The organism is Marinobacterium iners, assembly GCF_017310015.1.
Classification (GTDB): Bacteria; Pseudomonadota; Gammaproteobacteria; order Pseudomonadales; family Balneatricaceae; genus Marinobacterium; species Marinobacterium iners.
In genome coordinates, this window is the sequence record NZ_CP022297.1 from 1,562,107 (window position 1) to 1,584,920 (window position 22,814).

Below are 22,814 nucleotides of genomic sequence, written 5' to 3' on the forward strand. Positions count from 1 at the left end.
ACCCCACCTCTCTGCATTCCATTGGGGACGGCCCCACGCAAGAGAGGTGTTGTATGAGCTGGTTGATTCTGTGTCTGGCAGGCGTGCTGGAAATTAGCTGGGCCATCGGCCTTAAATATACCGAAGGCTTTACTCGGTTCTGGCCCAGTGTGGCCACGGTTGTCTCACTGCTGGTGAGTTTTGCGCTGCTCGGCATTGCCATGCGCTCCCTCCCGGTAGGGACCGCCTATGCGGTGTGGGTCGGTATCGGGGCTGTCGGTACAGCCGTGCTGGGCATGCTGCTGTTTGGCGAATCCACTGAGCCGCTCAGGCTGGTCAGCCTGGGGCTGATCTGTGCCGGTATTGTGGGGCTGAAGCTGGCACATGGCTGAGTCTTACTGCTAAGAGGATCTATGGACAGCATCATGTATCAATGGAGTGTACAGTGCGGCAAAGGGGAAATGTCTGTGCTGCCGGATGGCTGTCGCGACTTGATTGCCATCAGTTCTCAAGGTGGGCCTGTGAATTTTGTCTGCACAGGGCTGGATGCAAGCCCCAGACATGTGGTTTGTGAGGGCGAGACCCGGTTTGTGGGGATACGTTTGGCGCCTGGTGTTTCATTTCCCTGGGAGCGCGCTGAGTCGAGTGTAAAGTATAGTGACCAGCCGTTGCTTGATGCTGCCGCTAGGCTGGACCATGAGGCAGAGCCGGCCGATATGCAGCAGTGTCTTTTGGACGTAATGGAGTACGCGCAACTGCCACCCCAATGGCTGGCAGATTGCCTGCAGGAGTTGAATGAGGGACGATCCATTAGCCATCCCCGCAGCGAACGCAGTATCCGCCGAGGGGTGCTGGATCTTACCGGTGCATCACCTCGCTTCTGGAAAGGGCTTGGTCGAGAAAGGCGTGCTGGCCTTGCGATTGTGCAGTCGGACCTGCCGTTGGCAGACATTGCTTTGGCCCATGGTTACGCTGATCAGGCACATCTGTGCCGGGACGTGCGGCGCTGGCTCGGAGTCACCCCAGCCAGACTGCGGCAGCAGCCAGAGGCCGAATGGATCGGCTTGGCGTCACCGGATGCGTTTTCAATTATTGCGAATCGTCAAGAATGAAACGCTGAAAGGATTCATCTGGCGCAATTGGATGGTAGCAATAGATCATGGTTCCGGCCGGATCCTTGAGGCCAAAACCGCGATCTCCCCATGGATGGTCTTCAAGTGGTATCTCCACGGGTAGTCCTGCGGTTCGGTGCAGACGTTCATGGACGCTATCAGCGTCAGAAACCCTCAGATTAAGGCACACACCACCGGTAAACGTGGTCATGCCGTCCTGCGGTAGCATAATACAGAGTTCAACATCAGAGTCGGTTGTGCCAAGACGCAATACCACATACCAGCCACAGTCGAAGACCGGACGTGCGTTAAAATGGGTTTCGTAAAAGTGGCGAGTCTCTTCCAGGGCGGGCGTTACGAGAGTCATGCTGGCTGATCGAATATCCATATCTGTACCTGTATAAATTAAAATGATGCAGTGTGTGCCGAAGGCTGCACACAAAAATAGGACAAGGGCTTTGTCCCGTATTGAATATATTGGCCAAATCGGAGCAGCACACAGTTGCGCGGTAGGCTAGCTGACGAGGAGTAAGTGTGGGCGTGAACTGGAGCGTGAATGAGGGTCGGAATCCTTATGTGGCGGAAGAGTCGGCGGTTGGGTTGGTGTTTCACGCCGCCGAATCAACCGCGGTCGACGATGTGGCAGTGAAGGACGTTGTTGAAGCGGCACTTGAGCGAGCGGTGGAGTGTCTCGATGCGAACGTTAAAAACGAGTCACTTTATTTCATGGTGGAGTGGGCGCCTTCATGTTCCGTTTTGCGGCTGGCGGTTACGGATGCAGGTAAGGTACAGGACTCGCCAGAGGTGGTCGTCTGTCAATTTCCGGCGTTGAATACGGTGCTGCAACAGGCGGAAGATGGGCCGGCAAGGCTTGAAGCCTTTTCTGACAAGGTCAGCTTCTGGGCCAAGGACTATCTTTCGACCAGTACCGAATTCATGAACTATTCGCTGGTTGCACTGTACGCCACGACGGTACGTGCCGAGGCGGTTCTGCTCTAGACGGAGACCCTCAACCTTTGGTTTAAAAAGCCCGCAGATGCGGGCTTGTTCGAACCAGGATAGGCGCAGGCGTCAGCTCTTTTCCGGCAGGGTGACGTTCAGCTCCAGGATGGAGCAGTCTTCATCCAGATTGACCTGTACGTCCTGCGGCGATACATCCACATACTTGGCAATCACGGCCAGAATTTCCTGCTGCATCTGCGGCAAATAGTCAGGCTGGCTGCGCTGTGAGCGTTCGTATGCGACCAGTACCTGCAATCGCTCCTTGGCAACGCTGGCCGAGGACTGCTTCTTTTGTCGAAAATAACTCAGAATACCCATCAGCCCTTCCGTCCAAATACCCGGCTCAGGAAGCCTTTGCGCTGTACATCGAGGAAGCGGTGCTCCCGATCCTCGCCGAGGAAGCGTGCAATTGCATCGTCATAGGCCTGCCCGGCATCACTGTCGTCGTCCATGATAACCGGAACGCCCTGGTTGGATGCCTTAAGCACGGCTTCTGATTCTGGAATAACACCCAGCAGCGGGATCGCCAGAATGTCTTTCACGTCTTCAACGCTGAGCATTTCACCCGCCATAACCCGCCCCGGGTTGTAGCGAGTCAGCAGCAGGTGCTCTTTTACACTGCCACCCTGTTCGGCCTTGCGGGACTTGCTCTGCAGTACACCCAGAATACGGTCGGAGTCACGTACCGAGCTGACTTCGGGGTTGGTGACGACAACAGCGGTATCGGCGAAATAGAGTGCCAGTTGGGCACCTTTTTCGATACCGGCAGGCGAGTCGCAGACGATGTAGTCAAAGGTTTTGGCCAGTTCGTTCAATACCGTTTCCACGCCTTCAACGCTGAGCGCGTCTTTGTCACGGGTTTGTGAAGCGGGCAGGATGAACAGGTTATCGGTGCGCTTGTCCTTGATCAGAGCCTGATTGAGGGTGGCTTCCTGATTGATCACGTTGACAAAGTCGTAGACCACGCGGCGCTCGCATCCCATGATCAGGTCGAGGTTGCGAAGACCCACGTCAAAGTCGATCAGAACGGTTTTGAATCCGCGCAGGGCAAGGCCGGTACCGATAGCGGCACTGCTGGTGGTCTTGCCAACGCCTCCCTTGCCTGAGGTGACTACGATGATTTCAGCCATGCGTGTGTGTCCGTGTAAATGGATCGATGTTAATTAAAGTGCGACTGTATCCAGTCGTGAACCGCTGAGCAATGCCTGAGCAGGTTTCTGCCAGTGCTCGGTTTGCAGATCTTCGCTGGTCTTGAAATAGCCGGCGATGGAGATCAGTTCTGCCTCAAGGCTCTGGCAGAAAATGCGTGCATCTTCGTCACCACTGACCCCCGCCATGGCTCGACCCCGAAGCGGGCCGTAGACATGAATATGGCCATCCGCCATCACCTCGGCACCGGCACCCACCGATGAAAGAATCACCAGATCACTGCCACGGGCGTAGATCTGCTGGCCGGAACGTACCGGGGTGGTCACGATTTTGGCGGCGCGGGCCGGAGCAGGTTCTGGAGCCGTTTCAGCTTCTGCAGCGGGCTGTCTTGGCGATGGTTCAGTGGCTGGCTCCGGTGCCGGCTCTGCCACCCGGCGCTGTTGGCTGAAGTCAGCCAGTTGCAGCTGCGCACAGAGTTCGGTGGCGCTGCCCGGTTCGGCCTTGATTCCTACCGGCATGAGTGTCTGTTCGCGGCACAGCTCAATCAATGCCTGTACCTCAGCGGCACTGGGCAGCTGTGGCAGCTGCTGAAGATTCAGTACTACCGGCATACCGTTGAACAGCATCGGGACGCGTGCAGCGTGAGCTGCCAGCTGGGGAGCCAGCAGAGCCGGGTCTGATTCAAGCAGGATCAGTTCGTTCAGGGCCGCACGGGTACTCTTGAATTGGAAACCGGTGCCGACGGTAGATTTGGATTCAGCCTGGGCCATAGTCTGTAACGCTTCACTTTCGCTGGTTGCGCTGGGGTGTCAATGTAGTGTCAAAGGCGCTAACAATACCATGGAGCGCAGGGTGGCTGACAGGGGGCAAATGGCGACGGCGGTTTTTTGATCTCGGTCAATGGTGTAATATGCGCCATCACTTCTAAACAGGAATCGATGTCACGATGAAAGCCGTCCGCTGGATTCTGGGCCTGATTGTTATGGCTCTGCATTTTCTGACTTTGCCACGTCGTGGCAAGCGCACCCCGCAGCACCAGCAGCAGGTTGAAGAAGCGCTGCGCAGCCATTCTCTGTATCAGCTGCCAACCTGCCCGTTTTGCGTCAAGGTGCGCCGTGCCATGCGTCGCCTGAATCTGCCGATCGAGCTGCGTGACGTACGCGCCGACGGTCGTCACCGCCAGGACTTGATCAATGGCGGCGGTAAAATGAAAGTGCCTTGCCTGCGCATTGATCATGAAGATGGTCACAGTGAATGGATGTACGAGTCTGACGAAATTGTCGCTTACCTGCAGCGTCGTTTTCCGCTGGAGCCCTGAATTCTCAGTGCTTTTCAATAGAGTTATAAAAAACTCATTTTTTATTCCATTGATTCTGGCTATAGTTGTGGGCAGAGATTGGCCTGATTGAGGAGCCCCGCGATGGATTACCTGCCGCTGTTTTTTGACCTGCGCGAGCGTGACGTGCTGCTGATTGGCGGTGGTGATGTGGCCTTGCGCAAGGCGCGCCTTCTGGTACGCGCCGGAGCCCGCATTACGTTGGTGTCGCACCGTGTCCTGCCAGAGCTGGAATCGTTGCTGGAGCTCAATCGGGGGCTGGTGATTATCGGCGAATACCATCCTGAGCTGCTGGACGGCAAGGTGCTGGTGCTGGCAGCTACCGATGATGATCAGCTTAATGAACGTGTGCATTACGATGCTGTAGCTCAGAACGTGCCGGTCAACGTTGTCGACAGTCCTGCGCTCTGCACCTTCGTGTTTCCGGCCATCGTTGACCGTTCACCCATCGTGATTGGCATCAGCTCCGGTGGTCAATCGCCCGTGCTGGCACGGCTGCTGCGCGCCAAGCTCGAAACCTGGATACCTACCGGCTACAGCCGTCTGGGTCAGCTGGTAGGGCGTTTTCGTGACAAGGTGAAGGCACGCTTTGGCAGTGTAAATGAACGCCGAGTCTTTTGGGAATCGGTGCTGCAGGGACAGGTGGCAGAGCGGGTATTTGCCGGTCAGGATAGCGCTGCCGAAGCATTGCTTGAACAGCAGATCGAGCAGGGGAATGCTCAGCACCAGGTAGGAGAAGTGTATCTGGTGGGGGCCGGCCCCGGTGATCCTGAGTTGCTGACTTTCAAGGCGTTGCGGCTGATGCAGCAGGCGGATGTGGTGCTGTATGACCGTTTGGTCTCGCCTGACGTGCTGGACTTGTGTCGCCGTGATGCCGATCTGGTATTTGTCGGCAAGCAGCGGGACAACCATGCAGTACCTCAGGAAGGAATTAACCAGCTGCTGATTGACCATGCCCGTGCCGGTAAGCGGGTGGTGCGTCTGAAAGGCGGTGATCCGTTCATCTTCGGTCGCGGTGGTGAAGAACTGGAGCGGTTGAAGCAGGAGGGCATTCCCTTTCAGGTAGTGCCCGGCATTACCGCCGCCAGCGCTTGTTCAACCTATGCCGGTATTCCGCTGACCCATCGTGACTACGCCCAGTCGGTCAAGTTCGTCACCGGTCAGCTGAAAAATCGTACCTCTGAACTGGATTTTGCCGAACTGGTGCATCCCAATCAGACCATCGTGTTCTATATGGGTCTGCATACGCTTGATAAACTGTGCGAAGGTCTGGTCCGCCATGGCAAGCCTGTTGATACACCGGTTGCGATTGTGTCCAGAGGCACAGCGCAGGACCAGCGTGTTCTTACCGGAACGCTGAACACTATTGTGTCACAGCAGGCTGAGGCGCAGCTGCTTGCACCCTCGTTGGTAATAGTTGGCGAAGTGGTGGCATTGCAGCCGCAGCTGTCCTGGTTTGGTGCGGCGGAAGCCGAGAACCGCATTTGAGCGGTTCTCGCTGAACTGACATCAGCCGTGCAGCATCTGACCGACCAGATAGCTGCCGGCAAACCCCACACTGTATGCGATCAGAATCAACCCCGAATAACGCATGAAGCTGATAAAGGTGATCGCTTCCACCTTGCTCATGGCCACGATTCCGGCTGCCGAGCCGATTACCAGCAATGAGCCGCCCACGCCCACCGCGTAGGTCAGCGTCAGCCAGCTGGCAGTACTCATGGCGATTTCAGACTTGAGCAATGCGGCGGTCAGCGGCACGTTGTCCACCAGTGAGGACAGTAGTCCCATGACGTAGTTGGCCGCTGTAGTCGGCATCACCTCGTACACCCGCACCAGCGAATCCAGCACACCGATCTCTTTCATCATGCCGACCAACAGCAGAATGCCGAGGAAGAACAGCAGGGTATCGAATTCGATGACACGGATGTAGTCGAGCAGACTCTCACGCTCGTCTTCCTCATAGCAGAGGCGACCCACCAGAAACATGATCGACAGGCCGAACAGGAAGGTCAGCAGCGGTGGTACCCCCGCGATCACGTTGAGGATAATGGTAGAAAAAATGGTGAGCAGAAAGATCATGGCGATCATCTTGCCCACCCGGTCATCACGGCGTGGAGAGGGAATGATTTCGACTTCGCCCTTAAGCTTGAGTGACAGCAACGTGGCCAGCAGCAGTACGCTGCTCAGTGCCGGTAAGCTGAGCCAGAGCAGGTCGTCAATTTCCACCTTGTGCTGCATGAAGATCATCAGTGTGGTGACATCGCCGGTGATCAGGGCAACACCGCCTGAGTTGACCGCAAATACCACCAGTACGGCGAAGCGAACTGTTTTCTTTACCTCCATTCGCAGCGACAGTACCAGTGCAATCGAGATCAATGTTGCGGTGATATTGTCCGACAGGGACGAGAAGAAGAAGGCAAAACCGGCTACCAGAAACATCAGCTTGCGTTCGCTGAGTCGGCGCGGCAATACCTTGTAGATCAGGGTTTCGATCAAGCCTTGATGGTTGAGAAAGGCCACAAAGGTCATGGCTGCCATCAGGAACAGCCAGAGGCTGGCGATTTCAAGAATATTTTCATTCAGCTGCTCCTGCACCATGGCCGCATCGGCACCGTGTTGAGGAAACAGAAACAGTAGTATCCAGGCAAGTGTGCCGAGGAAAAGCGTGGTTTTCGCCTTGTTGATGTGCACCACATCTTCGAGCACGATCAGCAGAAAGGCGATACCTGCCATCGTGATTAATAGTGTTTGCATCGGTCTGACCGAGCCCCCAGAATTGTTAGAAAGCGGAATTCTACGCCTCTGTCCGTTTCGGCAACAGGGGCAATAACCCGCAGCAGGCGAATTTGGTTCGGAAGTACAGGTGCAAGAGAATCAGGAAAAGGATGGCTGGTGGGTCTATATGCTGCGGTGTGCCGATGGCAGCCTCTATACGGGCGTGACCACAGACCCGCAACGGCGGCTGGCACAACATAATGGCGAGCGTGCTGGTGGTGCCCGCTATACCCGCTGTCGGCGCCCGGTGGCACTGGTCTGGCAGGAATCGGGGCACGACCGCAGCAGTGCCCACAGACGGGAGGCGGCACTCAAGCGCCTGCCCCGTAATCGAAAGCTGGCGCTGGTGAATACCTGATCAGAACTCTACACGCACGCTCTGGGCGCAGTTGCGAGCTTTCTCGCGGGCTTCTTCAACGTTTTCACCGCGGGCCAGTGCAACCCCCATGCGGCGGCGGCCATGAATCTCTGGCTTGCCGAAGAGGCGCAGGTCGGTATCCGGTGCAGCCAATGCCGCCTGCAGATGGCCGAAACTGGTCTGAGTGGATTCTCCCTGTGGCAGGATGACGGCTGAAGCCGATGGGCCATGCTGGCGGATCACCGGAATCGGCAAGCCAAGTATGGCGCGGGCATGCAGCGCAAACTCGGACAGGTCCTGCGAAATCAGTGTCACCATGCCGGTATCATGCGGACGCGGCGAAACTTCACTGAACAACACCTCGTCACCGCGGATGAACAGCTCCACCCCGAACAGACCATGTCCACCCAGTGCTCCGGTTACTTGCTCGGCAACCGTCTGTGCGGCTTTCAGTGCAGAATCTGTCATTGCCTGTGGCTGCCAGGATTCGCGATAGTCACCATCCACCTGAATATGGCCAATCGGCTCGCAGAAACTGGTGCCGCCGATATGACGTACCGTCAGCAGAGTGATTTCATAATCGAACTCGACAAAGCCTTCCACAATGACACGACCACCGCCGGCGCGACCGCCTTCCTGGGCGTAGTGCCAGGCGGCCTCGATCTGATCCGTTTCACGCAGGGTGCTCTGGCCCTTGCCGGATGAACTCATGATCGGTTTGACCACGCAGGGCAGACCGATTTCCGTTACCGCCTGGCGGAACTCTTCCAGTGTGCCGGCAAATCGATAGGGAGAAGTGGCAAGGCCAAGTTCTTCTGCAGCAAGGCGGCGAATGCCTTCGCGGTTCATGGTGAGCTGAGTAGCGCGGGCGGTCGGGATGACAGTGAACCCTTCTTGTTCCAGTTCGGCCAGAGTGTCGGTGGCGATGGCCTCGATTTCGGGCACGATCAGGTGAGGCTTTTCCTGCTCGATGACAGCACGGAGAGCAGCGCCGTCCAGCATGGAGATGACATGCGAGCGGTGAGCGACCTGCATCGCGGGCGCGTTGGCATAACGGTCTACCACAATCACTTCAACCCCGAGGCGCTGCAGTTCGATCACGACTTCCTTGCCCAGTTCACCACCACCGCACATCAATACGCGGGTGGCCGTGGCGGAAAGAGGGGTCCCCAGAGTGGTCATGACATACTCCTGAATGAAAAAGTTTCACGCATTATAGAGCCGGGCAGACTTGTTAGGCCACCGGATTGACTATACTGGGAGGAAAGTTGGTTGCTGTGTCTCGTTATCACCATGCCCGCTGGGTATGGCCATCAGCCGGAATCTTTTCCGGCCCTGTGAGGCTGCCTCCGTTGCGGAGGCAGCCTTTCTTTTTCTACAGGCTATCAGTTGGCGCGAGCGGCGCGGCGTGATGGCTTGTTGCTGTTACTGGTGCTGCTGTTACTGCTGCGTGAGCGGCGCGGAGCAGATGCATCGGTCCAGGGGCGCAAGTCCAGTTTCTGGCCACACACGCGTGCACGCTTGAGCTTCTGAATTTGCTCACTGCTCAGGTTGGCTGGCAGGTCGATGCAGCTGAACTCATCGGCGATGTTGATACGACCGATCAGGCGGCTTTCCAGGTTGGCTTCATTGGCAACGGCACCCACAATATTGCCCGGCTTGACGCCGTGCAGGTGACCAACGCCGATCCAGTAGCGTTCCATGCCTTCGGCAACAGGATCGTTACGACCCGGTTTGCCTCGGCCACGTTCAGGGCGTTCGCCACGCTCAGGGCGCTCACGTACTGGCCGGTTGGGATCGGGTTCGTTTTCGTTCATCCACAACGGCTTGTCACTGTGCATCAGCGCCAGTGTTGCGGCCAGCATCTGCTCGTGAGTCAGTTCGGAATTCTGCTGCAGGGAATCGATCACCGGCTGGTACTGGCTGAGGTCGGCCGATTCGGCGGCGGCCAGAATCTTCTTCTGCAGACGTTCGGCGCGCAGCGCATTGATCTCCTTGGCGCTCGGCATCTGCAACGTTTCCAGCGGCTGGCGCGTAGTACGCTCCAGCTGTTTGAGCAGACGCTGCTCGCGCGGTGCAACGAACAGAATGGCATCGCCGTTGCGCCCGGCACGACCGGTACGGCCGATACGGTGGATATAGGACTCGTTATCGTACGGAATGTCGTAGTTGATAACGTGGCTGATGCGCTCAACGTCCAGGCCACGGGCAACCACGTCAGTAGCTATCACTACATCCAGCTCGCCTTTTTTCAGCTTGCTGACGATGCGTTCACGCTGAACCTGAGCGATATCGCCGTGCAGTGCAGCCGCCGGGAAACCTGCACGGGTCAGTTCATCCGCCAGGCTTTCGGTTGAGGTTTTGGTGCGTACGAACACCAGAGCGGCTTCATGCTCATGCATTTCAAGTACGCGGGTCAGGGCCTGAGTCTTGCTCATGCCGCGAACCGTCCACACGCGCTGGCGAATGGTGCTGGCCGTTGCGGTCTGTGACTGGATTTTGATTACGGCCGGGTTGTTCAGGTAGTTTTCCGCGATGTTGCGGATCGCTTGCGGCATGGTGGCCGAGAACAACGCGATTTGACGCTGTGCCGGTGTGTGCTGCAGTACCCACTCCACATCGTCGATGAAGCCCATGCGGAGCATTTCGTCAGCTTCGTCGAGAACCAGTGCCTGCAGCTTGTCCAGCTGCAGCGTGCCGCGACGGATATGGTCCATCACGCGCCCCGGGGTGCCGATGATGATTTGGGCGCCACGGCGCAGGCCACGGATCTGGGTGTCGTAACCCTGTCCACCGTAGATCGACAGGGTACGCAGCCCTGGCAGATGGTGGGCGTATTTCTCACAGGCAGTCGCAACCTGCAGAGCCAGCTCACGGGTCGGTGCCAGAATCAGAACCTGAGGGTGAGTGGCGGCTGCGTCAATACGCTGCAGCAGCGGCAATGCAAATGCGGCGGTCTTGCCGGTACCGGTCTGAGCCATGCCAAGCAGGTCCCGTCCCTCCAGCAGCGGCGGGATACTCCTGGCCTGAATTGGCGAAGGGGTTTCGTAGCCAACGTCAGTCAGAGCGTTGAGAATAGGAGCGGACAGTCCCAAATCGCCAAAGCTGGCGGGGCTGGTTTCAGTGTTGGACATGCTGTGAGTATTACCTGGGTCATAGAAGAGGAGGAAAGCCGCGGGAGTGTGTTGCTCAGGTGCCGCCTTCCTGAAATAAGGTCATAATTGTACGCACTTCGGCGGCAGGAGTCCACCGCCTCAGCGTGTGGACTCACTGAAATGGTTATAGATGCTGATCAGTTCGTCTTCGCTGAAACGCACGATCACCAGCTGTTGGCCGGGGTGAATCACATCAGGGTTCTGTCCCAGCAGTCCCTGCTGGTGGTTGTAGACCCAGGTCTGCTCAACCTTGTCGTGCAGCAACCGCCCCAGCCATGAACTGCTGCGGTCTTCCTGCAGCGTGTCCGCATCTTCAGGAATGGCAACACTCAGGACTCGAGAACGGTCATTGACGCGAATGCCGCGGGCAAAGGTTTCGATCAGTCCCTGGCGCATGATTCCCCACAGGCCATGTCGGTCGGCGGGCTGAACAGCGTGGATATAGAACACCTCGTTGGCCGAACGGTCAGGGTCTTGCAGCAGCTCCTGCAGTCTCAGACGGTCAAGTGCCAGTTCAGGTGCAGGCTGGCTGGTGCTGCCTGCAGAACGCGCAGGCATATCCACGGCGAAGCTGCTGGCGCTGCCGTCCTGCTCCAACGTCTCTTGTTCGGCCTTGAGCGACTCTCTGTGCGGAAGGCTAAGCAGCTGTTCGCCGGTAACAAAATGGCGTGCCTTGTCCATCTCGATCACGTCCGAGGATGCCTGGCGGGTCAGGCTATCAATATGAGCCTGTGCTTCCGAGCGGGTTTGTTCCGACACTTCAGGCGGCTGGTCAGGGCGTGGTGCGGGTGTGGAGGTGTCTGGCTGTAGAAACAGGTACACAGCCGTACTTAATATCACAATGATCAAGGCGATCATGAAGCGCTGCATCGGTCATACTCCTGCTGAGGCTTTATCTAACCATAGATGAGAAGCGGATTCGGTAAAAGCGTTCAATTTTGTTGCGGCTGCTGTCACAATTGGCAGCTGCAGGGCTGAAGTGCCCGGCTGTTGAGAGGAGGGTTCGTCATGCGATCTGATAACCACGATGAATTCATGCAGCAGATGCTGGCTGAGGGTGTCAGTCGACACCATTATGCCGATACCACGCGTGACCATGCTGCCGTTCGCCCCTTGCGTGTTGACCCGAACAAAAGCATTCGACGTCAGCTGGCTGAAGGTGCCCCCGAGGGGCTGACCTTGGCGCCGCTGGAATGGTTGCATCCGGCTGATCCGATCAGCTGGAAGCGTGATGGGGTACAGGAGGGTGTGTTTCGAAATCTGCGTCTTGGCCGTTACAGCACGGATGCCTGTTTGAATCTGCAGCACTGCACACTTGCCCAAGCACGTGATGAAGTGGCGGGTTTTGTACGCCAGAGTGCTGAGCTGAATATTCGGTGTGTATTGATTCAACAGGGGCGTGCGCGGCGCTCGGATGAGCATGCCAATCAGTTAAAAACCTACCTTAATCAGTGGCTGCCTGAACTGGAGCAGGTCATGGCATTTCACTCGGCTCCGTCGCATCATGGCGGTACCGGCGCGGTGTATTTGATGCTGCGAAAAAGCGAGCAGGCACGGCAGGAAAACCGGGAAAAGCACCAGAAGCGACGTTGATCGGATGCAGTCGATTGCATCGCGAGTCAAAAGTCGCTTTACTGAGTGACAAATCGAGATGATCAAGGAACTCGGAACATGGACTCGATGTTCGTTCAGCAGCTTAGACGCAGCCGCCATCTTGTGGTGCTGTTGCTGCTGCTCAACATGCTGACACTGGCGCTGCTGGCCGGTGGTGAATACGGGGCAGGAGTGGTTGCACTGCAAATTGTGCTGCTGATTGGTACCGCTGCACTGCTGTTTATGCTGCGCAATCGCAGTATGACGGCTGCGGTAACGTACGCTCAGGAGCCGGTGCTGGCACTTGATCCCAACACCGGTATCGCCACCGAAAACTGGTTCCGGCACATGCTGGCGCTGGAGTGTCGGCGTGCAGTAAGGGAGTTTGCCCCTCTGACCGTGATGCGCATCAGCCTGGGCGAGCACACAAAGCGTAAGCACCTGCTGGAGGTGATTCGGGTGTTGAGCGAAGAGCTGTCTCGACCGGGCGACCTGATCGGCTGGGAAACCAACTCAGACCTGGGGGCCGTGCTGCCCTGTACCAATGAGCATGCCGAGCAACTGACCGAGCGTTGCTACCGCTACATTCGGGAAAATTCGTCCAACCCTGACCTGCCGGTTTGGCTGGTAGCTCAGACCTATCAGCCAAGAGGCGACCTTAATCTAAGCAAGGTCAGCCAACATCTGGAACAGAAAATGCAGGAAGCCAGGCAGGATGCACCGGGGGTGTTCTATGCTGCCGAAGCGGCTACAGACCCCGCAACTCCCAGCATGACCTATACTGACGGATGAACTCACAGCCGCTGCTGGAGCGGCTGCAGCGTCAGCTGAAACAGTCGCGTCAACGATTGCTGGTCTGGGTGCAGGGTGAACAGGCATGGTGTCACCGCCAGCTTGAAACTGCATTGTCGCCCCTGTGCTCTGGTCAGGGTGTGCTGCTGGGACGGCCACTGACTGCGGCTGCTCATGCCATTCCCTCCCTAAAAGCCGCTGAGCTGCACCGTGTTCTGGGTACAACGCTCGACTTTGCCGTTGTTGATGCGTACGCCGGTTTCAATCCCAATGCCTTTGGCCAGCTGTGTGGCACTGTCCGAGGGGGCGGCGTGCTGTTGCTGCTTACACCCGCTGCCGATCAATGGCGCGGCTATGATGACCCTGAATATGCATCTCTGTGTGTGGAACCCCATACTCCTGCTGACATGAATGGCCACTTTCTTCAGTACCTGTGCAGCACTCTTGAGGGTAGCGATCAGTTGCTGTGCTGGAGTGAAGCCGGAGCCGCTTGGCCTCGGTTGCCTCAGACTGCAGATCCTGAGCCTGCAGAGCAGCCCTGTCTGAGTCTGGACCAGGCTGAAGCTGTTAAACGTGTGCTGGCGGTGGCTGAGCAGCGCCGTGCTGCACTGGTACTGACGGCCGACCGGGGTCGGGGCAAGAGTGCGGCTCTGGGAATAGCAGCGGCTCGTCTTTTGCAGCAGGGAAAGCGAATCATACTGACAGCCCCTTCTCGTGCCGCGACAGGTGCCGTGTTTGAACGGGTGCAGGCGCTTGCGCCTGATTGTATGTCGCAGCTGCTGTTTGCCAGCCCTGACGATTTGTTGCATCAGCCAGTGCAGGCTGACTTGCTGCTGGTTGATGAAGCCGCCGCCATTCCAACCCCCGTATTGGTTGAACTGCTGAATTGTTGTCCGCGGATCGTATTCTCCACCACTCTGCATGGCTATGAGGGCAATGGCCAGGGTTTTGCTCTGCGTTTTCGGCATCAGCTTGAGCTGCACCGGCCCAATACAGCAGAGTATCGACTTGAAACACCGATTCGCTGGGCCGGGCCTGACCCTCTGGAGCAGCTGAGTAATCGAATGCTGTTGCTGGATGTGGATACACAGCCCCTTCCATCTCCGGATCAATCACTGCTGCTGGAAACCATTGATCAGGCGCAATTGAGTCAAGACCCGGCACTGCTGCGTGATTTGTTCGCTCTGCTGCTGCTGGCTCACTACCGAACGACGCCGGGAGATCTGCGGATTCTGCTCGACAGCCCCAACCTTCAGATCCATGTCCTGATGCAGCAGGGACAGCCGCTGGCCTGTGTGCTGGTGGCAGAAGAGGGGGAGCTGCCGGATGCGCTGGCACAGACGGTGTGGGAGGGGCGGCGCCGACCACGAGGCCATCTGTTGCCGCAAACCCTGATCGCGCAAGAGGGCTGGGGTGAGGTGGCCTCCTGGCGCGCCTGGCGTATTATGCGCATTGCTGTGCACCCTTTGTTGCAACAGCAGGGACTGGGGGCTCAGCTGCTGAATGAACTGGAATGTATGGCGGTCGCGGCCGGGGTTGACTATCTGGGTGCAAGTTTCGCGGCTTCAGAATCTTTGTTGGCCTTTTGGCATCACTGTGGCTATCGGCCGGTACGTCTGGGCGAGCAACGTGATCCGGTTGCCGGTACCCATGCACTGCTGGTGGTCCGGCCTGTCAGCGATCAGGTGAGGCAGTGGCTGCCCAGGGCGCAACACTGGTATGGTCAGAGTGTCCTGCGGCGGCTGCCGGGAGCGCTGCAGGATCTTGAACCTGAGCGCCTGACGTTGCTGTTGGGCGGCCTCTGGCAACCGGATGCTGCCGACCTGGACACGCTGAAGCGCCTTAGGGGGTTTGCTCAGGATCAGAGAACGCTGGAGAGCAGCCTGCTGCCACTGAGCTGGCTGCTAGAGCAGACGTTGCCTCTATGGGGTCAGGCAGGCATTGGCTGTGATGATCAGCGTTTGTTGTGCGAACGTATTTTGCGCCAGCAGCCGGCAACGGCCGTTGCCGAACCCGCGGGCAAGCGCGCCCAGCTGCAGCGGTTGCGCAATCTGTGTGATCAACTGCTGGCGTTGTTGCCCTCGGCCTGACTCGGGCGCTCAAGCACCACCATTAGACCGGTTAGCTGCCGCTGATGTTCCAGCCGCAGCGGAAAGGTTGCGCAGTACTTCACGTGAAGCCCGGCAACAGCTGCAGCCGCTTCAATATGAGACTGGCTGTGGCGGAAGCGCCCCGATGGTTGGAGACTGACCGCCTGATCATCTTCGGCCGCTTCAACGGTAAAGGCAAAGTGGCCACCCGCTAGCAGGGCTCTGGCGGCTGCCTGACAAACGGGGTGCAGGTCGCCGGTGTAGATCAGTACATCGGTGGCGGTAATCAGATCGACCGGGCCTGATTGTGCCAGCGCACTCTGTAGATCGCGGCATTCGAGCTGGTCATAGCACTTCTTGGCGGCAGCCAACTCAAGCATGCTGTGCGACAGGTCACAGCCATATAGCCGATGAATCGGCAGTACCGCTTTCAGGGCCTGTCCACACAGGCCTGTGCCGCACCCCAAGTCCAGCATCTCAAGCTCTGCATTGTCGGGCTCAATCAGTTGTGTCAGCAGCTCGGCCAGCAGTTGGGGGGCGCGATATTCAAGCCGTTTTTGCAAACGATTTTCAAACTCTTCGGCGTGGGTATCGTACAGCGCCTGCACATAACCCTTTGGTGCTTCGGCAGAACAGTACCTGCCCGCTGCATTCAACATATGCTGTGCATGAGCGTTATCAGGTTGCTGCTTAACCACTTCTTCGTATAACTGAACAGCCACCTCAGGGTCGCTTTCTTCGGCAATGTAATCCGCCAGCTCCAACAGCCGTGTCGGTGAGTAATCCTGCTGGCGCAACTGCGCCAACAGCCTGTCACTTTGTTGGCACAGGCAAAGGTTCAAGGCCCATTCAGATTCGGCTTCTATACTGAAATCAGGTGATACCAACAGGGTTTGCAGCAGATTCAGAGCTTCAGGGCTTTTATGCTGGTGGCGCAGCGCTACTGCAAGGGTCAGCCGGGCATCGGTGTAGTGCATAAGTTGAGGCTGAACTGTGAAAAGCTGCTCAATTGTCTGCCAGCGGCCAAGCTGTTCCAGCAGGGCGAGTCGGTTGAGCTGGAATGCCGATTCGTCGGGGAGCAGGGTGATGGCGTGCTCTATTGCCCTGTACGCGTCTTCAGATCGGCCCCTTGCCTGCAATGCGAGTGAGAGATTGCTGAGAGCCTGAGCCTTAAAGCGCGCCTGTACGGGTAACTCGGTGGCACGTTGCAGTTCACGGCAGGCGGCAATGGCATTGCCGGACTTGAGCTGAATCAGTCCCAGCAGGTGGCGAGCGTTGAAGTCGTCGGGCTTGTGAGCAAGGTGCTGCTGGCAGATGGAACGGGCAGCGGCAAAAGCTTGCTGGTTCATTAATGCCAAGGCTTCATTGAGGCTGGGGAGAGAGGACATTAGAAACTCGTCTACAGGGAATAAAAGGCACAGCGATACTATAAAAATGGGCAATAAAATCCAACACCGGTCCGGAAGGACTTCTGAAGACCAGAGGTAGCCATGAAAAAACTGACCTTGATACTGTCAGCCTGCCTGATGTCTATGCCGACTATGGCAGACAAACCTTCGTGGGCAGGACCTGATGGGAAACCTCAGAAGGAGTGGCCCGAGCGGGTACATCAACCTCAGCAACGTGATGAACGTTATGAGCGTCGCTCTGATGACCGAGTTGACGGTTTTTTACCCCTGTCCGAGCGTGAGCGGCGCTTGCTGCGCGACCAGGTGCTGGAAGAGCGCTATGGTGTTCGTTCTGAACCGGGCAGGATGAAGTCCTTGCCACCGGGTTTGCAGAAAAAACTTGCCCGCGGGGGCGAGCTGCCGCCGGGGTGGCGTGACAAGGTGCGTCAGGGTGAAGTGCTGGACTCGGATCTCTATCGCAGAGGCGAGCGTCTGCCGCGGCACTATCTTGAGCGGCTCGGATACGATTCTGAAGCGGCCGAGTTGATTCTGTTGGGCGACAGCGTGGTGCGCGTTGTTCAGGGCCGCGGTACGGTACTGGATGTTATTGACTTGACCGACAAGGCGCTGGAGATGCTGGGCCGATAAACGGCGCATTCAAACACAAAAAACCGCGCCTACCAAAAGCAAGCGCGGTTTTTTTGTGCCGAGTTCGGCAGGGTCAGCCGACTTTGCGCTGCTCGGTAGCCTGTTTCAGGGCTTCCTGTTGAGCAGCCAAAGCAGCCTTGGCATCAGCCTTGAACTGAGCCGCTTCCAGCTGGTGCTTGTTCAGCAGCTTGTAGAAGTCGGTCCGGTTGCGCTGGGCAATACGGGCAGCATGGGTGACATTGCCCTCCGTAATCTGCAGCACCTTGATCAGATAGCGTCGCTCAAAGTCAGCGCGCGCTTCATTGAACGAAGGAATGACACGCTCCTGATTGGTCAGTGCCTTGGATATCAACCCTTCGGGAATGATGGGAGAAGGGCTCAGGGCAACCACCTGCTCCATCACGTTTTCCAACTGACGGACGTTGCCTGGCCAAGCCGCTTGGGCAAGCAGATGAAGCGCACCGGGAGAGATGCCACGAACCTTGCGGTTGTGTTTATGAGCTGCCTGGGTAAGGAAATGACGAGCCAGCAGCGGGATGTCTTCGGGCCGCTCGCGCAGTGGCGGCAGTTCCAGGTTGACCACATTGAGACGGTAATAGAGATCCTCACGGAACTCTTGGCTCAGCATCGCGGCTTCGAGATCGCGGTGAGTCGCTGAGATGATACGTACGTCTACCGGCGTGCTCTGGGTCGAGCCAACCGGGCGGATGGTTCGATCCTGCAGTACGCGCAACAGTTTTACCTGCAGTGCTACCGGCATATCACCGATCTCATCCAGAAACAGGGTACCGCCCTGTGCCGCACGGAACAAGCCTTCGTGTTGGTTAACCGCACCGGTGAACGCACCTTTGGTGTGGCCAAACAGTTCGGACTCCAGCAGCTGCTCGGGCAGAGCGCCACAATTGATGGCAATGAACGGTTGGTCCGCACGAGCGCTGGCCTGATGGATCGCACGGGCAACCAGCTCCTTGCCGCTCCCACTGGGGCCGGTTATCAGTACGCTTACATCAGAAGCCGCTACACGCTGAGCTTGATCCAGCAGCTGCTCCATACGTGCGCTGTGGCTGATGATACCCGCGCGCCAGCTTTGGTCACGGTGACGCTGAGACGTGTTAAGTGCCGCACGAACGGTATCAAGCAAATGGTCCTTGTCGATGGGTTTTGACAGGAAGCCGAATACGCCTTTCTGAGTTGCTTCCACAGCCTCAGGGATGGATCCGTGGGCGGTGATAATGATCACGGGCAAGTCTGGCTGCTCCTGCTGAATGCAGGAGAAGAGCATCAGGCCATCCATGCCATCCATCCGCAGATCGGTAAGAACCAGGTCAAAGCTGTGCTGGCGAATCATCTCCAGGGCTTCTTCGCCGCTTTCGGCACAGCTGATGTCGTAGCCCGACGCCTGCAGGCGCATTTCAAGCAGGCGCAGCAGGGCGGTATCGTCATCGACCAGCAGGATACGGGGGGTTGACGTCATCTGTCAGTGCTCCTCACGCTGTCGCGTTATTTGTCGTTCCAAATCCGTCAGGGCATCGACCTGACGCTTGAGTTCCTGATTGTCCAGCTCCAGTTGTTCAAGCTGTTGCAGGGTATTCAGCTGCTGTTGCAGTTGGCGCAAACGCAGCTGCAGAAACTGATCGGCACCGCAGTCAACCTCGACAGGTTGCAGCTGTAGTGCTGTGAGCATTTCCAGAGCCCGGGCTACATGCTGTGGAGATTGTCCGGGTGTGCTCAGTAACAGAGGGTAGAGAGTTTTTGGCTGTCTTGCTTCTGCGTCGATCAGTAGCTGTTGTTTGTCGTTAAGTGTAGACGAAGTATAACGATGTTCATATTTTAACCAACCAAGCAGCTGATCGTTATCAATATGGCATTTCTGCGCCATGTTTGAAGTCGACTCGACGCCCGAGTCGGATGGCAGTGTTGGCAGGCAACCTGTCAGCAACAAAAGTGGAAGCAGCGCAGCTAAGGCTCGCGATAACATGGTTCAGGCATCCTCAGGCGGCAGCGTCAGGGTGAAGGCTACCCGTGCATTTTCATTTTCACTCAACACCAGCTTCGCTCCCAGCGCCCGGCTGGCCTGCTGTGCAATGCTCAGCCCAATACCTGAGCCTTTCAAGGGCCCGCGGCGACGATTTTTGCCCTGATAGAAGGGCTCGAACAGCATTGGAACATCCTCGTTCGGTATCAGAGGGCCGCTATTGGCAACTTTTAGTTCGAGTGCGTTGCCATTGCGACAGGCTGAAATCGATAAAGTGCCCTGTTGGTCTGAATAATGCACGGCATTTGAGATCAGATTGGACAGAACTCGCTGTAACATCTGGGCATCGGTGTGGCAGCTCTCGAACTCGAAACGGGTACTGACCTGCAGCTGCTTTTGCTCGATTTGCAGCTTGAAAGGCCTCATTATACGCTGCACCAGCGGTGGTATCACCACATTCTCCAGCTGGACCTGTCCCGGTTGCTGCAGACGGTTATAGTCGAGCAGTTGCTCGATGAGTTCCTGTAGCGTCAGGCTGTTCTGTTGCAGCAGTTGGATGATTTCGTGCTGGTCGGCAGTAAGCGGCCCGGCCAGCTCTTCTGCCAACAGATCTGCGCCTTCTCGCAGCGTTGTCAGGGGAGTCTTGAGCTCATGTGACACATGCTGCAGGAATCGTACCTTGTCCTGCTCCAGTGATTCGAGATGTTGCGCCAGCCAGTTCAGCTGGGTGTTAACCTGTGCCAGTTCTTCAGGACCGCTGAGATCAGCCTGCGGTGTGCGTTCACCCTCGCCGATGTTGCGAATATGGCGAATCAGCTGTTGTACCGGGCGGTTGATTCGCCCGCTGAAAAACAGAATCAGGGCCGTGGACGTGGCAATAAGCAGTACGGCAAACCAGCCGGTACGAAGCTGCTCCTGTTGTACGCGCTGCTCCAGCAATTCAAGCCTGTCATTGAAGCCGGCATCACTCGCCCTGATCAGCTGCTGAGTTTCATGCATCAGCTGCTCCAGGCGGCCACTGGCAAAACGGGGTGGTTGTTCGAGTGTGGACAGCCCTCGCAGCTCAGTCAGCAACTGGTGCAGATCGGATCGTGGCAGGGTGGGAGCCGCAGAACTGTCAGCCAGATCCAGCAAGGCGGCATAATCATTCAGATTCTGTTCCAGCCGCTGGCGTACCTCGGCACGGTTGACGATATCGTACTGCCGTGCAGCGCGGATGATATCTTCGGTCAGAGTGCGTAGCTGTTCATTACGCTGGCTGCTTTCCAGCATTTCTCTCGCCAGCAGGCGTGCCTGCGCTGACTGTGTAACCAGCGCATTGCCTGACTGGTATACCAGCACCGCCAATGGTACCGCTGCCAGAAAGAAGGCGAGCAGAACCAGCTGCTTGAGAGAATGGGTATGCCAGGGCAAAGTGGTCATCCTTCCAGGATAGGCTTGTTGCAGATAGGCAACGTTAGAGATTAACGGAGTGCATTATAAAGCAGACAGATATGAACCTTGGGTGAACGAAGGCAGACTCACTCGGACACGGCAGGCGTGGGCAGCCTCCGAGTGAGCCGTGTATGGAAGGTCATTTATTCGAGCCTGAATCCTACCCGAATGACAACCTGGTAGTGGGCTATTTTGCCGTCTGCGATATGCCCGCGCATCTCTTTTACCTCATACCAATTGAGGTGACCTATGGTCTCGGCTGCTTTGGCAACCGCATTGCGAATGGCATCATCGTGACTTTCGGCGGAAGAGCCTGCAATTTCGATAATCTTGTAGACATGATCCGACATGACGAATCTCCTTGCTGAAGTAGAGTGATGTCAGTGTAGGCCAAAATCCATAGCGGGCCAGATTATGGGATAGATCATATCGCCCCTGGCTAGAAGGTATTATTCTTAAGTTGATGATTTCGTTGTTGAGAACAAGGATGCACGCCGTGAGCGATATACTCAGACGACCCATGTTATTGCTGTTTAGCCTGCTGCTGACCGGCTGTGCAGGTGTGGCCAATCAGTCTGCCGAGCCTCGTACTTTCTTGCGAGGGATGCTGGTTCAGAATGCTGAAGGGTACTGGTTTGAGCCTTGTGGCCTGACAATGCGTCACCCGATTGCCTTGATGGGTGAACCACTGGAACGCGAGTATGCGCGTCAGAGCTTGGGTGATGGCTGGCCCGTATATATCGAGGCATTTGGTCATGTATCGATCAAGGGTGTAGAGCTGACCCAGCCGTTGCTGGTCGGCGGGTCGCTTAAAGCCTGTGATGTTGATCTGCCTGATATCAAGCTGTGGGCTGTTGCCATGCGTGGCAATACCGTTTTCGAGTTGCGTGAACGGCAGATTCGAGTGCATTACCGTGACAGTTTGCGCCAGCTGGGATTCAAGCGCCCTGAAGGTGAGCGACTCGGGGCCGTGCGGCGCTGGCAGCAGACGATGGCCACTGGTGGTGGTCGCAGCAGCCATCAGCTGCTGATGGAGGTCGAAAAACGCGATTGCGAAGGGCCTCGTGGAGGGTGGTATGCCTTGACCCTTTCAGCCGAGGTGGATGGTCTTTTTTACAATGGCTGTGCGCGTTTGGGTGATTTGCAGCAGTGGCGACTGTTTACCCGCTACCGAACTGCAGACACACTCCTGACGCGCCGGTTGAGCCTGCAACTGGATCCAGACGGTAAGGCGCAGCTGCTTGAGGATTATCTGAATGAGCAGCCGGTGATCGAGTACAGCGGCCGCTGGCAGCAGGCCGACTCTGGAAGGCTGCAGCTGTGGCTGGATTCAGAGGAGGCTGCAGGCAGTGATTCGAAGCTGGTATTTCAGCTCGATCTGGAAGGGCGGCTGAAGCTCACTCACTTCCATCCTGCCTATGGTAGCGAGCTGGAACTGCTGCCCTCAGGAAAGCCCATGATGGAGCATCATGAGCTTGACTGGTGGCACTAGTCATTCCAACAGGCGGTCGCGGGCCTCGTTGATGCGCGCAGCCAGATAGGCACTGCCGTCCCGGTCCGGGTGCAGTTTCTGGATCAGGCGACGGTGGGCCTGAATGACATCATCGCGGTTGGCGTCCGGCTTGAGCCCAAGAATCTCCAGTGCCTCGTCACGGCTCATCTGTTTGTTGGGGCGGTTCGACCGCTGCTGTTTTTTCTGCTGGCGCTTGCGATTCAGAGTACCTGCCAGTGAGGGCAGGAAGCGTAGCAGCAGTGGCAGCAGTTTTTGCAGAAATGGCAGCACCAGTGCAATCAGGGCGCCGAGCCAGTGCATGCGTCCGGTGATCGCCATCGCCAGCAAGCCGATGGTGACGAAAATCAGAATCAGTTTGAGGGTGGCGCTGCCTCGCTTGTCGTCAGGCTGTCGCTGCCACCAGTACCAGCTACCCAGTATGATCAGGGCAAAAAGTACCAGTCCCAGTGGATGCATCCAGTTCTCCCGAAAAGGGTGTGGACTGATACTTTAACAAAACCCTGTCAAAATTACGC

General features: G+C 57.1%; 25 protein-coding genes. 11 read left to right on the forward strand and 14 right to left on the reverse strand.

All coding sequences use genetic code 11. From position 1 onward, the window contains the following. Positions 1 to 53: 53 nt before the first annotated feature. Both sugE and CFI10_RS07560 read left to right on the forward strand, forming a co-directional pair. On the forward strand, positions 54 to 371 hold the full coding sequence (gene sugE / locus CFI10_RS07555; RefSeq protein ID WP_206841048.1) for a quaternary ammonium compound efflux SMR transporter SugE: 318 nt from the start codon (positions 54 to 56) through the stop codon (positions 369 to 371). 69 nt (positions 372 to 440) lie between these two features. Further along, positions 441 to 1,091 (forward strand): helix-turn-helix domain-containing protein, encoded by a 651-nt coding sequence (locus tag CFI10_RS07560; RefSeq protein WP_206841050.1) that lies wholly within the window; start codon positions 441 to 443, stop codon positions 1,089 to 1,091. Here the strand turns inward: CFI10_RS07560 and CFI10_RS07565 are convergent. After that, the gene (locus tag CFI10_RS07565) at positions 1,069 to 1,479 is read right to left on the reverse strand and encodes a VOC family protein (protein WP_206841052.1); all 411 of its coding nucleotides are present in this window, start codon (positions 1,477 to 1,479) and stop codon (positions 1,069 to 1,071) included. The genes CFI10_RS07560 and CFI10_RS07565 overlap by 23 nt on opposite strands. 146 nt (positions 1,480 to 1,625) lie before the next feature. Between CFI10_RS07565 and CFI10_RS07570 the strand changes: the two genes are divergently transcribed. Further along, entirely contained in the window at positions 1,626 to 2,090 is a 465-nt protein-coding gene (locus CFI10_RS07570) for a hypothetical protein (protein ID WP_206841053.1), read from the forward strand. A 72-nt stretch (positions 2,091 to 2,162) separates the two neighbouring features. Here the strand turns inward: CFI10_RS07570 and minE are convergent, their stop codons facing one another. From minE to minC, 3 genes are read right to left on the reverse strand one after another with little or no spacing between them, the layout of a single operon-like run. Beyond that, positions 2,163 to 2,411 (reverse strand): cell division topological specificity factor MinE, encoded by a 249-nt coding sequence (gene minE / locus CFI10_RS07575; RefSeq protein WP_091827573.1) that lies wholly within the window; start codon positions 2,409 to 2,411, stop codon positions 2,163 to 2,165. After that, entirely contained in the window at positions 2,411 to 3,223 is an 813-nt protein-coding gene (gene minD / locus CFI10_RS07580) for a septum site-determining protein MinD (protein ID WP_091827574.1), read from the reverse strand. Before minD ends, minE begins: the two co-directional genes overlap by 1 nt. A 33-nt stretch (positions 3,224 to 3,256) precedes the next feature. Further along, a complete protein-coding gene (minC, locus tag CFI10_RS07585; protein WP_206841055.1) occupies positions 3,257 to 4,012 on the reverse strand; it encodes a septum site-determining protein MinC in 756 nt (251 codons plus the stop codon). 176 nt (positions 4,013 to 4,188) lie between these two features. On the opposite strand from minC, the gene CFI10_RS07590 reads away from it, so the two are divergent. Further along, positions 4,189 to 4,560, forward strand: coding sequence for a glutaredoxin family protein (locus CFI10_RS07590; RefSeq protein WP_206841057.1), 372 nt, complete (start codon positions 4,189 to 4,191; stop codon positions 4,558 to 4,560). A 102-nt stretch (positions 4,561 to 4,662) separates the two neighbouring features. Beyond that, positions 4,663 to 6,066 (forward strand): siroheme synthase CysG, encoded by a 1,404-nt coding sequence (cysG, locus tag CFI10_RS07595; RefSeq protein ID WP_206841059.1) that lies wholly within the window; start codon positions 4,663 to 4,665, stop codon positions 6,064 to 6,066. A gap of 21 nt (positions 6,067 to 6,087) precedes the next feature. On the opposite strand, the gene nhaD is transcribed toward cysG, so the two are convergent. Next, complete coding sequence (gene nhaD / locus CFI10_RS07600) at positions 6,088 to 7,332, reverse strand: sodium:proton antiporter NhaD (protein ID WP_206841061.1); 1,245 nt, start codon at positions 7,330 to 7,332, stop codon at positions 6,088 to 6,090. 109 nt (positions 7,333 to 7,441) lie between these two features. Between nhaD and CFI10_RS07605 the strand changes: the two genes are divergently transcribed. Next, positions 7,442 to 7,711, forward strand: coding sequence for a GIY-YIG nuclease family protein (locus CFI10_RS07605; RefSeq protein ID WP_309546613.1), 270 nt, complete (start codon positions 7,442 to 7,444; stop codon positions 7,709 to 7,711). On the opposite strand, the gene purT is transcribed toward CFI10_RS07605, so the two are convergent. The 3 genes from purT to CFI10_RS07620 all read right to left on the reverse strand — a co-directional run bounded on the left by purT (position 7,712) and on the right by CFI10_RS07620 (position 11,736). Continuing rightward, a complete protein-coding gene (gene purT, locus CFI10_RS07610) occupies positions 7,712 to 8,893 on the reverse strand; it encodes a formate-dependent phosphoribosylglycinamide formyltransferase (RefSeq protein WP_206841063.1) in 1,182 nt (393 codons plus the stop codon). It lies immediately after the preceding gene. Positions 8,894 to 9,096: 203 nt separating this feature from the next. Next, positions 9,097 to 10,845 (reverse strand): DEAD/DEAH box helicase, encoded by a 1,749-nt coding sequence (locus tag CFI10_RS07615; RefSeq protein WP_206841065.1) that lies wholly within the window; start codon positions 10,843 to 10,845, stop codon positions 9,097 to 9,099. 120 nt (positions 10,846 to 10,965) lie between these two features. Further along, entirely contained in the window at positions 10,966 to 11,736 is a 771-nt protein-coding gene (locus CFI10_RS07620) for a hypothetical protein (protein ID WP_206841067.1), read from the reverse strand. Positions 11,737 to 11,874: 138 nt separating this feature from the next. Between CFI10_RS07620 and smrA the strand changes: the two genes are divergently transcribed. The 3 genes from smrA to CFI10_RS07635 all read left to right on the forward strand — a co-directional run bounded on the left by smrA (position 11,875) and on the right by CFI10_RS07635 (position 15,341). Next, entirely contained in the window at positions 11,875 to 12,459 is a 585-nt protein-coding gene (gene smrA / locus CFI10_RS07625) for a DNA endonuclease SmrA (protein WP_206841069.1), read from the forward strand. Positions 12,460 to 12,537: 78 nt separating this feature from the next. Then, on the forward strand, positions 12,538 to 13,251 hold the full coding sequence (locus CFI10_RS07630) for a hypothetical protein (protein ID WP_091827583.1): 714 nt from the start codon (positions 12,538 to 12,540) through the stop codon (positions 13,249 to 13,251). Continuing rightward, complete coding sequence (locus tag CFI10_RS07635; protein ID WP_206841071.1) at positions 13,248 to 15,341, forward strand: tRNA(Met) cytidine acetyltransferase TmcA; 2,094 nt, start codon at positions 13,248 to 13,250, stop codon at positions 15,339 to 15,341. The genes CFI10_RS07630 and CFI10_RS07635 overlap by 4 nt, the downstream gene beginning before the upstream one ends. Here CFI10_RS07635 and CFI10_RS07640 read toward each other — a convergent pair. Then, a complete protein-coding gene (locus tag CFI10_RS07640) occupies positions 15,311 to 16,729 on the reverse strand; it encodes a methyltransferase (RefSeq protein WP_206841073.1) in 1,419 nt (472 codons plus the stop codon). The genes CFI10_RS07635 and CFI10_RS07640 overlap by 31 nt on opposite strands. A gap of 138 nt (positions 16,730 to 16,867) precedes the next feature. On the opposite strand from CFI10_RS07640, the gene CFI10_RS07645 reads away from it, so the two are divergent. Beyond that, the gene (locus CFI10_RS07645) at positions 16,868 to 17,377 is read left to right on the forward strand and encodes a hypothetical protein (RefSeq protein ID WP_206841074.1); all 510 of its coding nucleotides are present in this window, start codon (positions 16,868 to 16,870) and stop codon (positions 17,375 to 17,377) included. 73 nt (positions 17,378 to 17,450) lie between these two features. Here CFI10_RS07645 and CFI10_RS07650 read toward each other — a convergent pair whose 3' ends face one another. From CFI10_RS07650 to CFI10_RS07665, 4 genes are all read right to left on the reverse strand, one after another. After that, entirely contained in the window at positions 17,451 to 18,851 is a 1,401-nt protein-coding gene (locus CFI10_RS07650) for a sigma 54-interacting transcriptional regulator (protein WP_091827587.1), read from the reverse strand. A gap of 3 nt (positions 18,852 to 18,854) precedes the next feature. Continuing rightward, positions 18,855 to 19,355, reverse strand: a complete 501-nt coding sequence (locus CFI10_RS07655; RefSeq protein WP_091827588.1) for a hypothetical protein — start codon at positions 19,353 to 19,355, stop codon at positions 18,855 to 18,857. Positions 19,356 to 19,358: 3 nt separating this feature from the next. Next, a complete protein-coding gene (locus CFI10_RS07660; RefSeq protein ID WP_206841077.1) occupies positions 19,359 to 20,774 on the reverse strand; it encodes a HAMP domain-containing sensor histidine kinase in 1,416 nt (471 codons plus the stop codon). Positions 20,775 to 20,929: 155 nt separating this feature from the next. Then, the gene (locus CFI10_RS07665; protein ID WP_091827590.1) at positions 20,930 to 21,136 is read right to left on the reverse strand and encodes a dodecin; all 207 of its coding nucleotides are present in this window, start codon (positions 21,134 to 21,136) and stop codon (positions 20,930 to 20,932) included. 146 nt (positions 21,137 to 21,282) lie between these two features. Between CFI10_RS07665 and CFI10_RS07670 the strand changes: the two genes are divergently transcribed. Next, entirely contained in the window at positions 21,283 to 22,278 is a 996-nt protein-coding gene (locus CFI10_RS07670) for a hypothetical protein (RefSeq protein WP_206841079.1), read from the forward strand. Here the strand turns inward: CFI10_RS07670 and CFI10_RS07675 are convergent, their stop codons facing one another. Beyond that, positions 22,279 to 22,755 carry a J domain-containing protein gene (locus CFI10_RS07675; RefSeq protein ID WP_091827592.1) on the reverse strand — a complete coding sequence of 159 codons (477 nt, stop codon included), beginning with the start codon at positions 22,753 to 22,755 and terminating at the stop codon, positions 22,279 to 22,281. Positions 22,756 to 22,814 lie beyond the last annotated feature (59 nt).

Coding starts and splice junctions, on each gene's coding strand:
- nhaD (WP_206841061.1), bottom strand. CDS start 7,332: ATGCAAACACTATTAATCACGATGGCAGGTATCGCCTTTCTGCTGATC.
- CFI10_RS07665 (WP_091827590.1), bottom strand. CDS start 21,136: ATGTCGGATCATGTCTACAAGATTATCGAAATTGCAGGCTCTTCCGCC.
- CFI10_RS07660 (WP_206841077.1), bottom strand. CDS start 20,774: ATGACCACTTTGCCCTGGCATACCCATTCTCTCAAGCAGCTGGTTCTG.
- CFI10_RS07645 (WP_206841074.1), top strand. CDS start 16,868: ATGTCTATGCCGACTATGGCAGACAAACCTTCGTGGGCAGGACCTGAT.
- CFI10_RS07630 (WP_091827583.1), top strand. CDS start 12,538: ATGGACTCGATGTTCGTTCAGCAGCTTAGACGCAGCCGCCATCTTGTG.
- CFI10_RS07560 (WP_206841050.1), top strand. CDS start 441: ATGTCTGTGCTGCCGGATGGCTGTCGCGACTTGATTGCCATCAGTTCT.
- CFI10_RS07675 (WP_091827592.1), bottom strand. CDS start 22,755: ATGCATCCACTGGGACTGGTACTTTTTGCCCTGATCATACTGGGTAGC.
- CFI10_RS07655 (WP_091827588.1), bottom strand. CDS start 19,355: ATGTTATCGCGAGCCTTAGCTGCGCTGCTTCCACTTTTGTTGCTGACA.
- sugE (WP_206841048.1), top strand. CDS start 54: ATGAGCTGGTTGATTCTGTGTCTGGCAGGCGTGCTGGAAATTAGCTGG.
- CFI10_RS07620 (WP_206841067.1), bottom strand. CDS start 11,736: ATGCAGCGCTTCATGATCGCCTTGATCATTGTGATATTAAGTACGGCT.
- CFI10_RS07615 (WP_206841065.1), bottom strand. CDS start 10,845: ATGTCCAACACTGAAACCAGCCCCGCCAGCTTTGGCGATTTGGGACTG.
- CFI10_RS07635 (WP_206841071.1), top strand. CDS start 13,248: ATGAACTCACAGCCGCTGCTGGAGCGGCTGCAGCGTCAGCTGAAACAG.
- CFI10_RS07565 (WP_206841052.1), bottom strand. CDS start 1,479: ATGGATATTCGATCAGCCAGCATGACTCTCGTAACGCCCGCCCTGGAA.
- minE (WP_091827573.1), bottom strand. CDS start 2,411: ATGGGTATTCTGAGTTATTTTCGACAAAAGAAGCAGTCCTCGGCCAGC.
- CFI10_RS07640 (WP_206841073.1), bottom strand. CDS start 16,729: ATGTCCTCTCTCCCCAGCCTCAATGAAGCCTTGGCATTAATGAACCAG.
- minD (WP_091827574.1), bottom strand. CDS start 3,223: ATGGCTGAAATCATCGTAGTCACCTCAGGCAAGGGAGGCGTTGGCAAG.
- cysG (WP_206841059.1), top strand. CDS start 4,663: ATGGATTACCTGCCGCTGTTTTTTGACCTGCGCGAGCGTGACGTGCTG.
- CFI10_RS07650 (WP_091827587.1), bottom strand. CDS start 18,851: ATGACGTCAACCCCCCGTATCCTGCTGGTCGATGACGATACCGCCCTG.
- minC (WP_206841055.1), bottom strand. CDS start 4,012: ATGGCCCAGGCTGAATCCAAATCTACCGTCGGCACCGGTTTCCAATTC.
- purT (WP_206841063.1), bottom strand. CDS start 8,893: ATGACCACTCTGGGGACCCCTCTTTCCGCCACGGCCACCCGCGTATTG.
- smrA (WP_206841069.1), top strand. CDS start 11,875: ATGCGATCTGATAACCACGATGAATTCATGCAGCAGATGCTGGCTGAG.
- CFI10_RS07590 (WP_206841057.1), top strand. CDS start 4,189: ATGAAAGCCGTCCGCTGGATTCTGGGCCTGATTGTTATGGCTCTGCAT.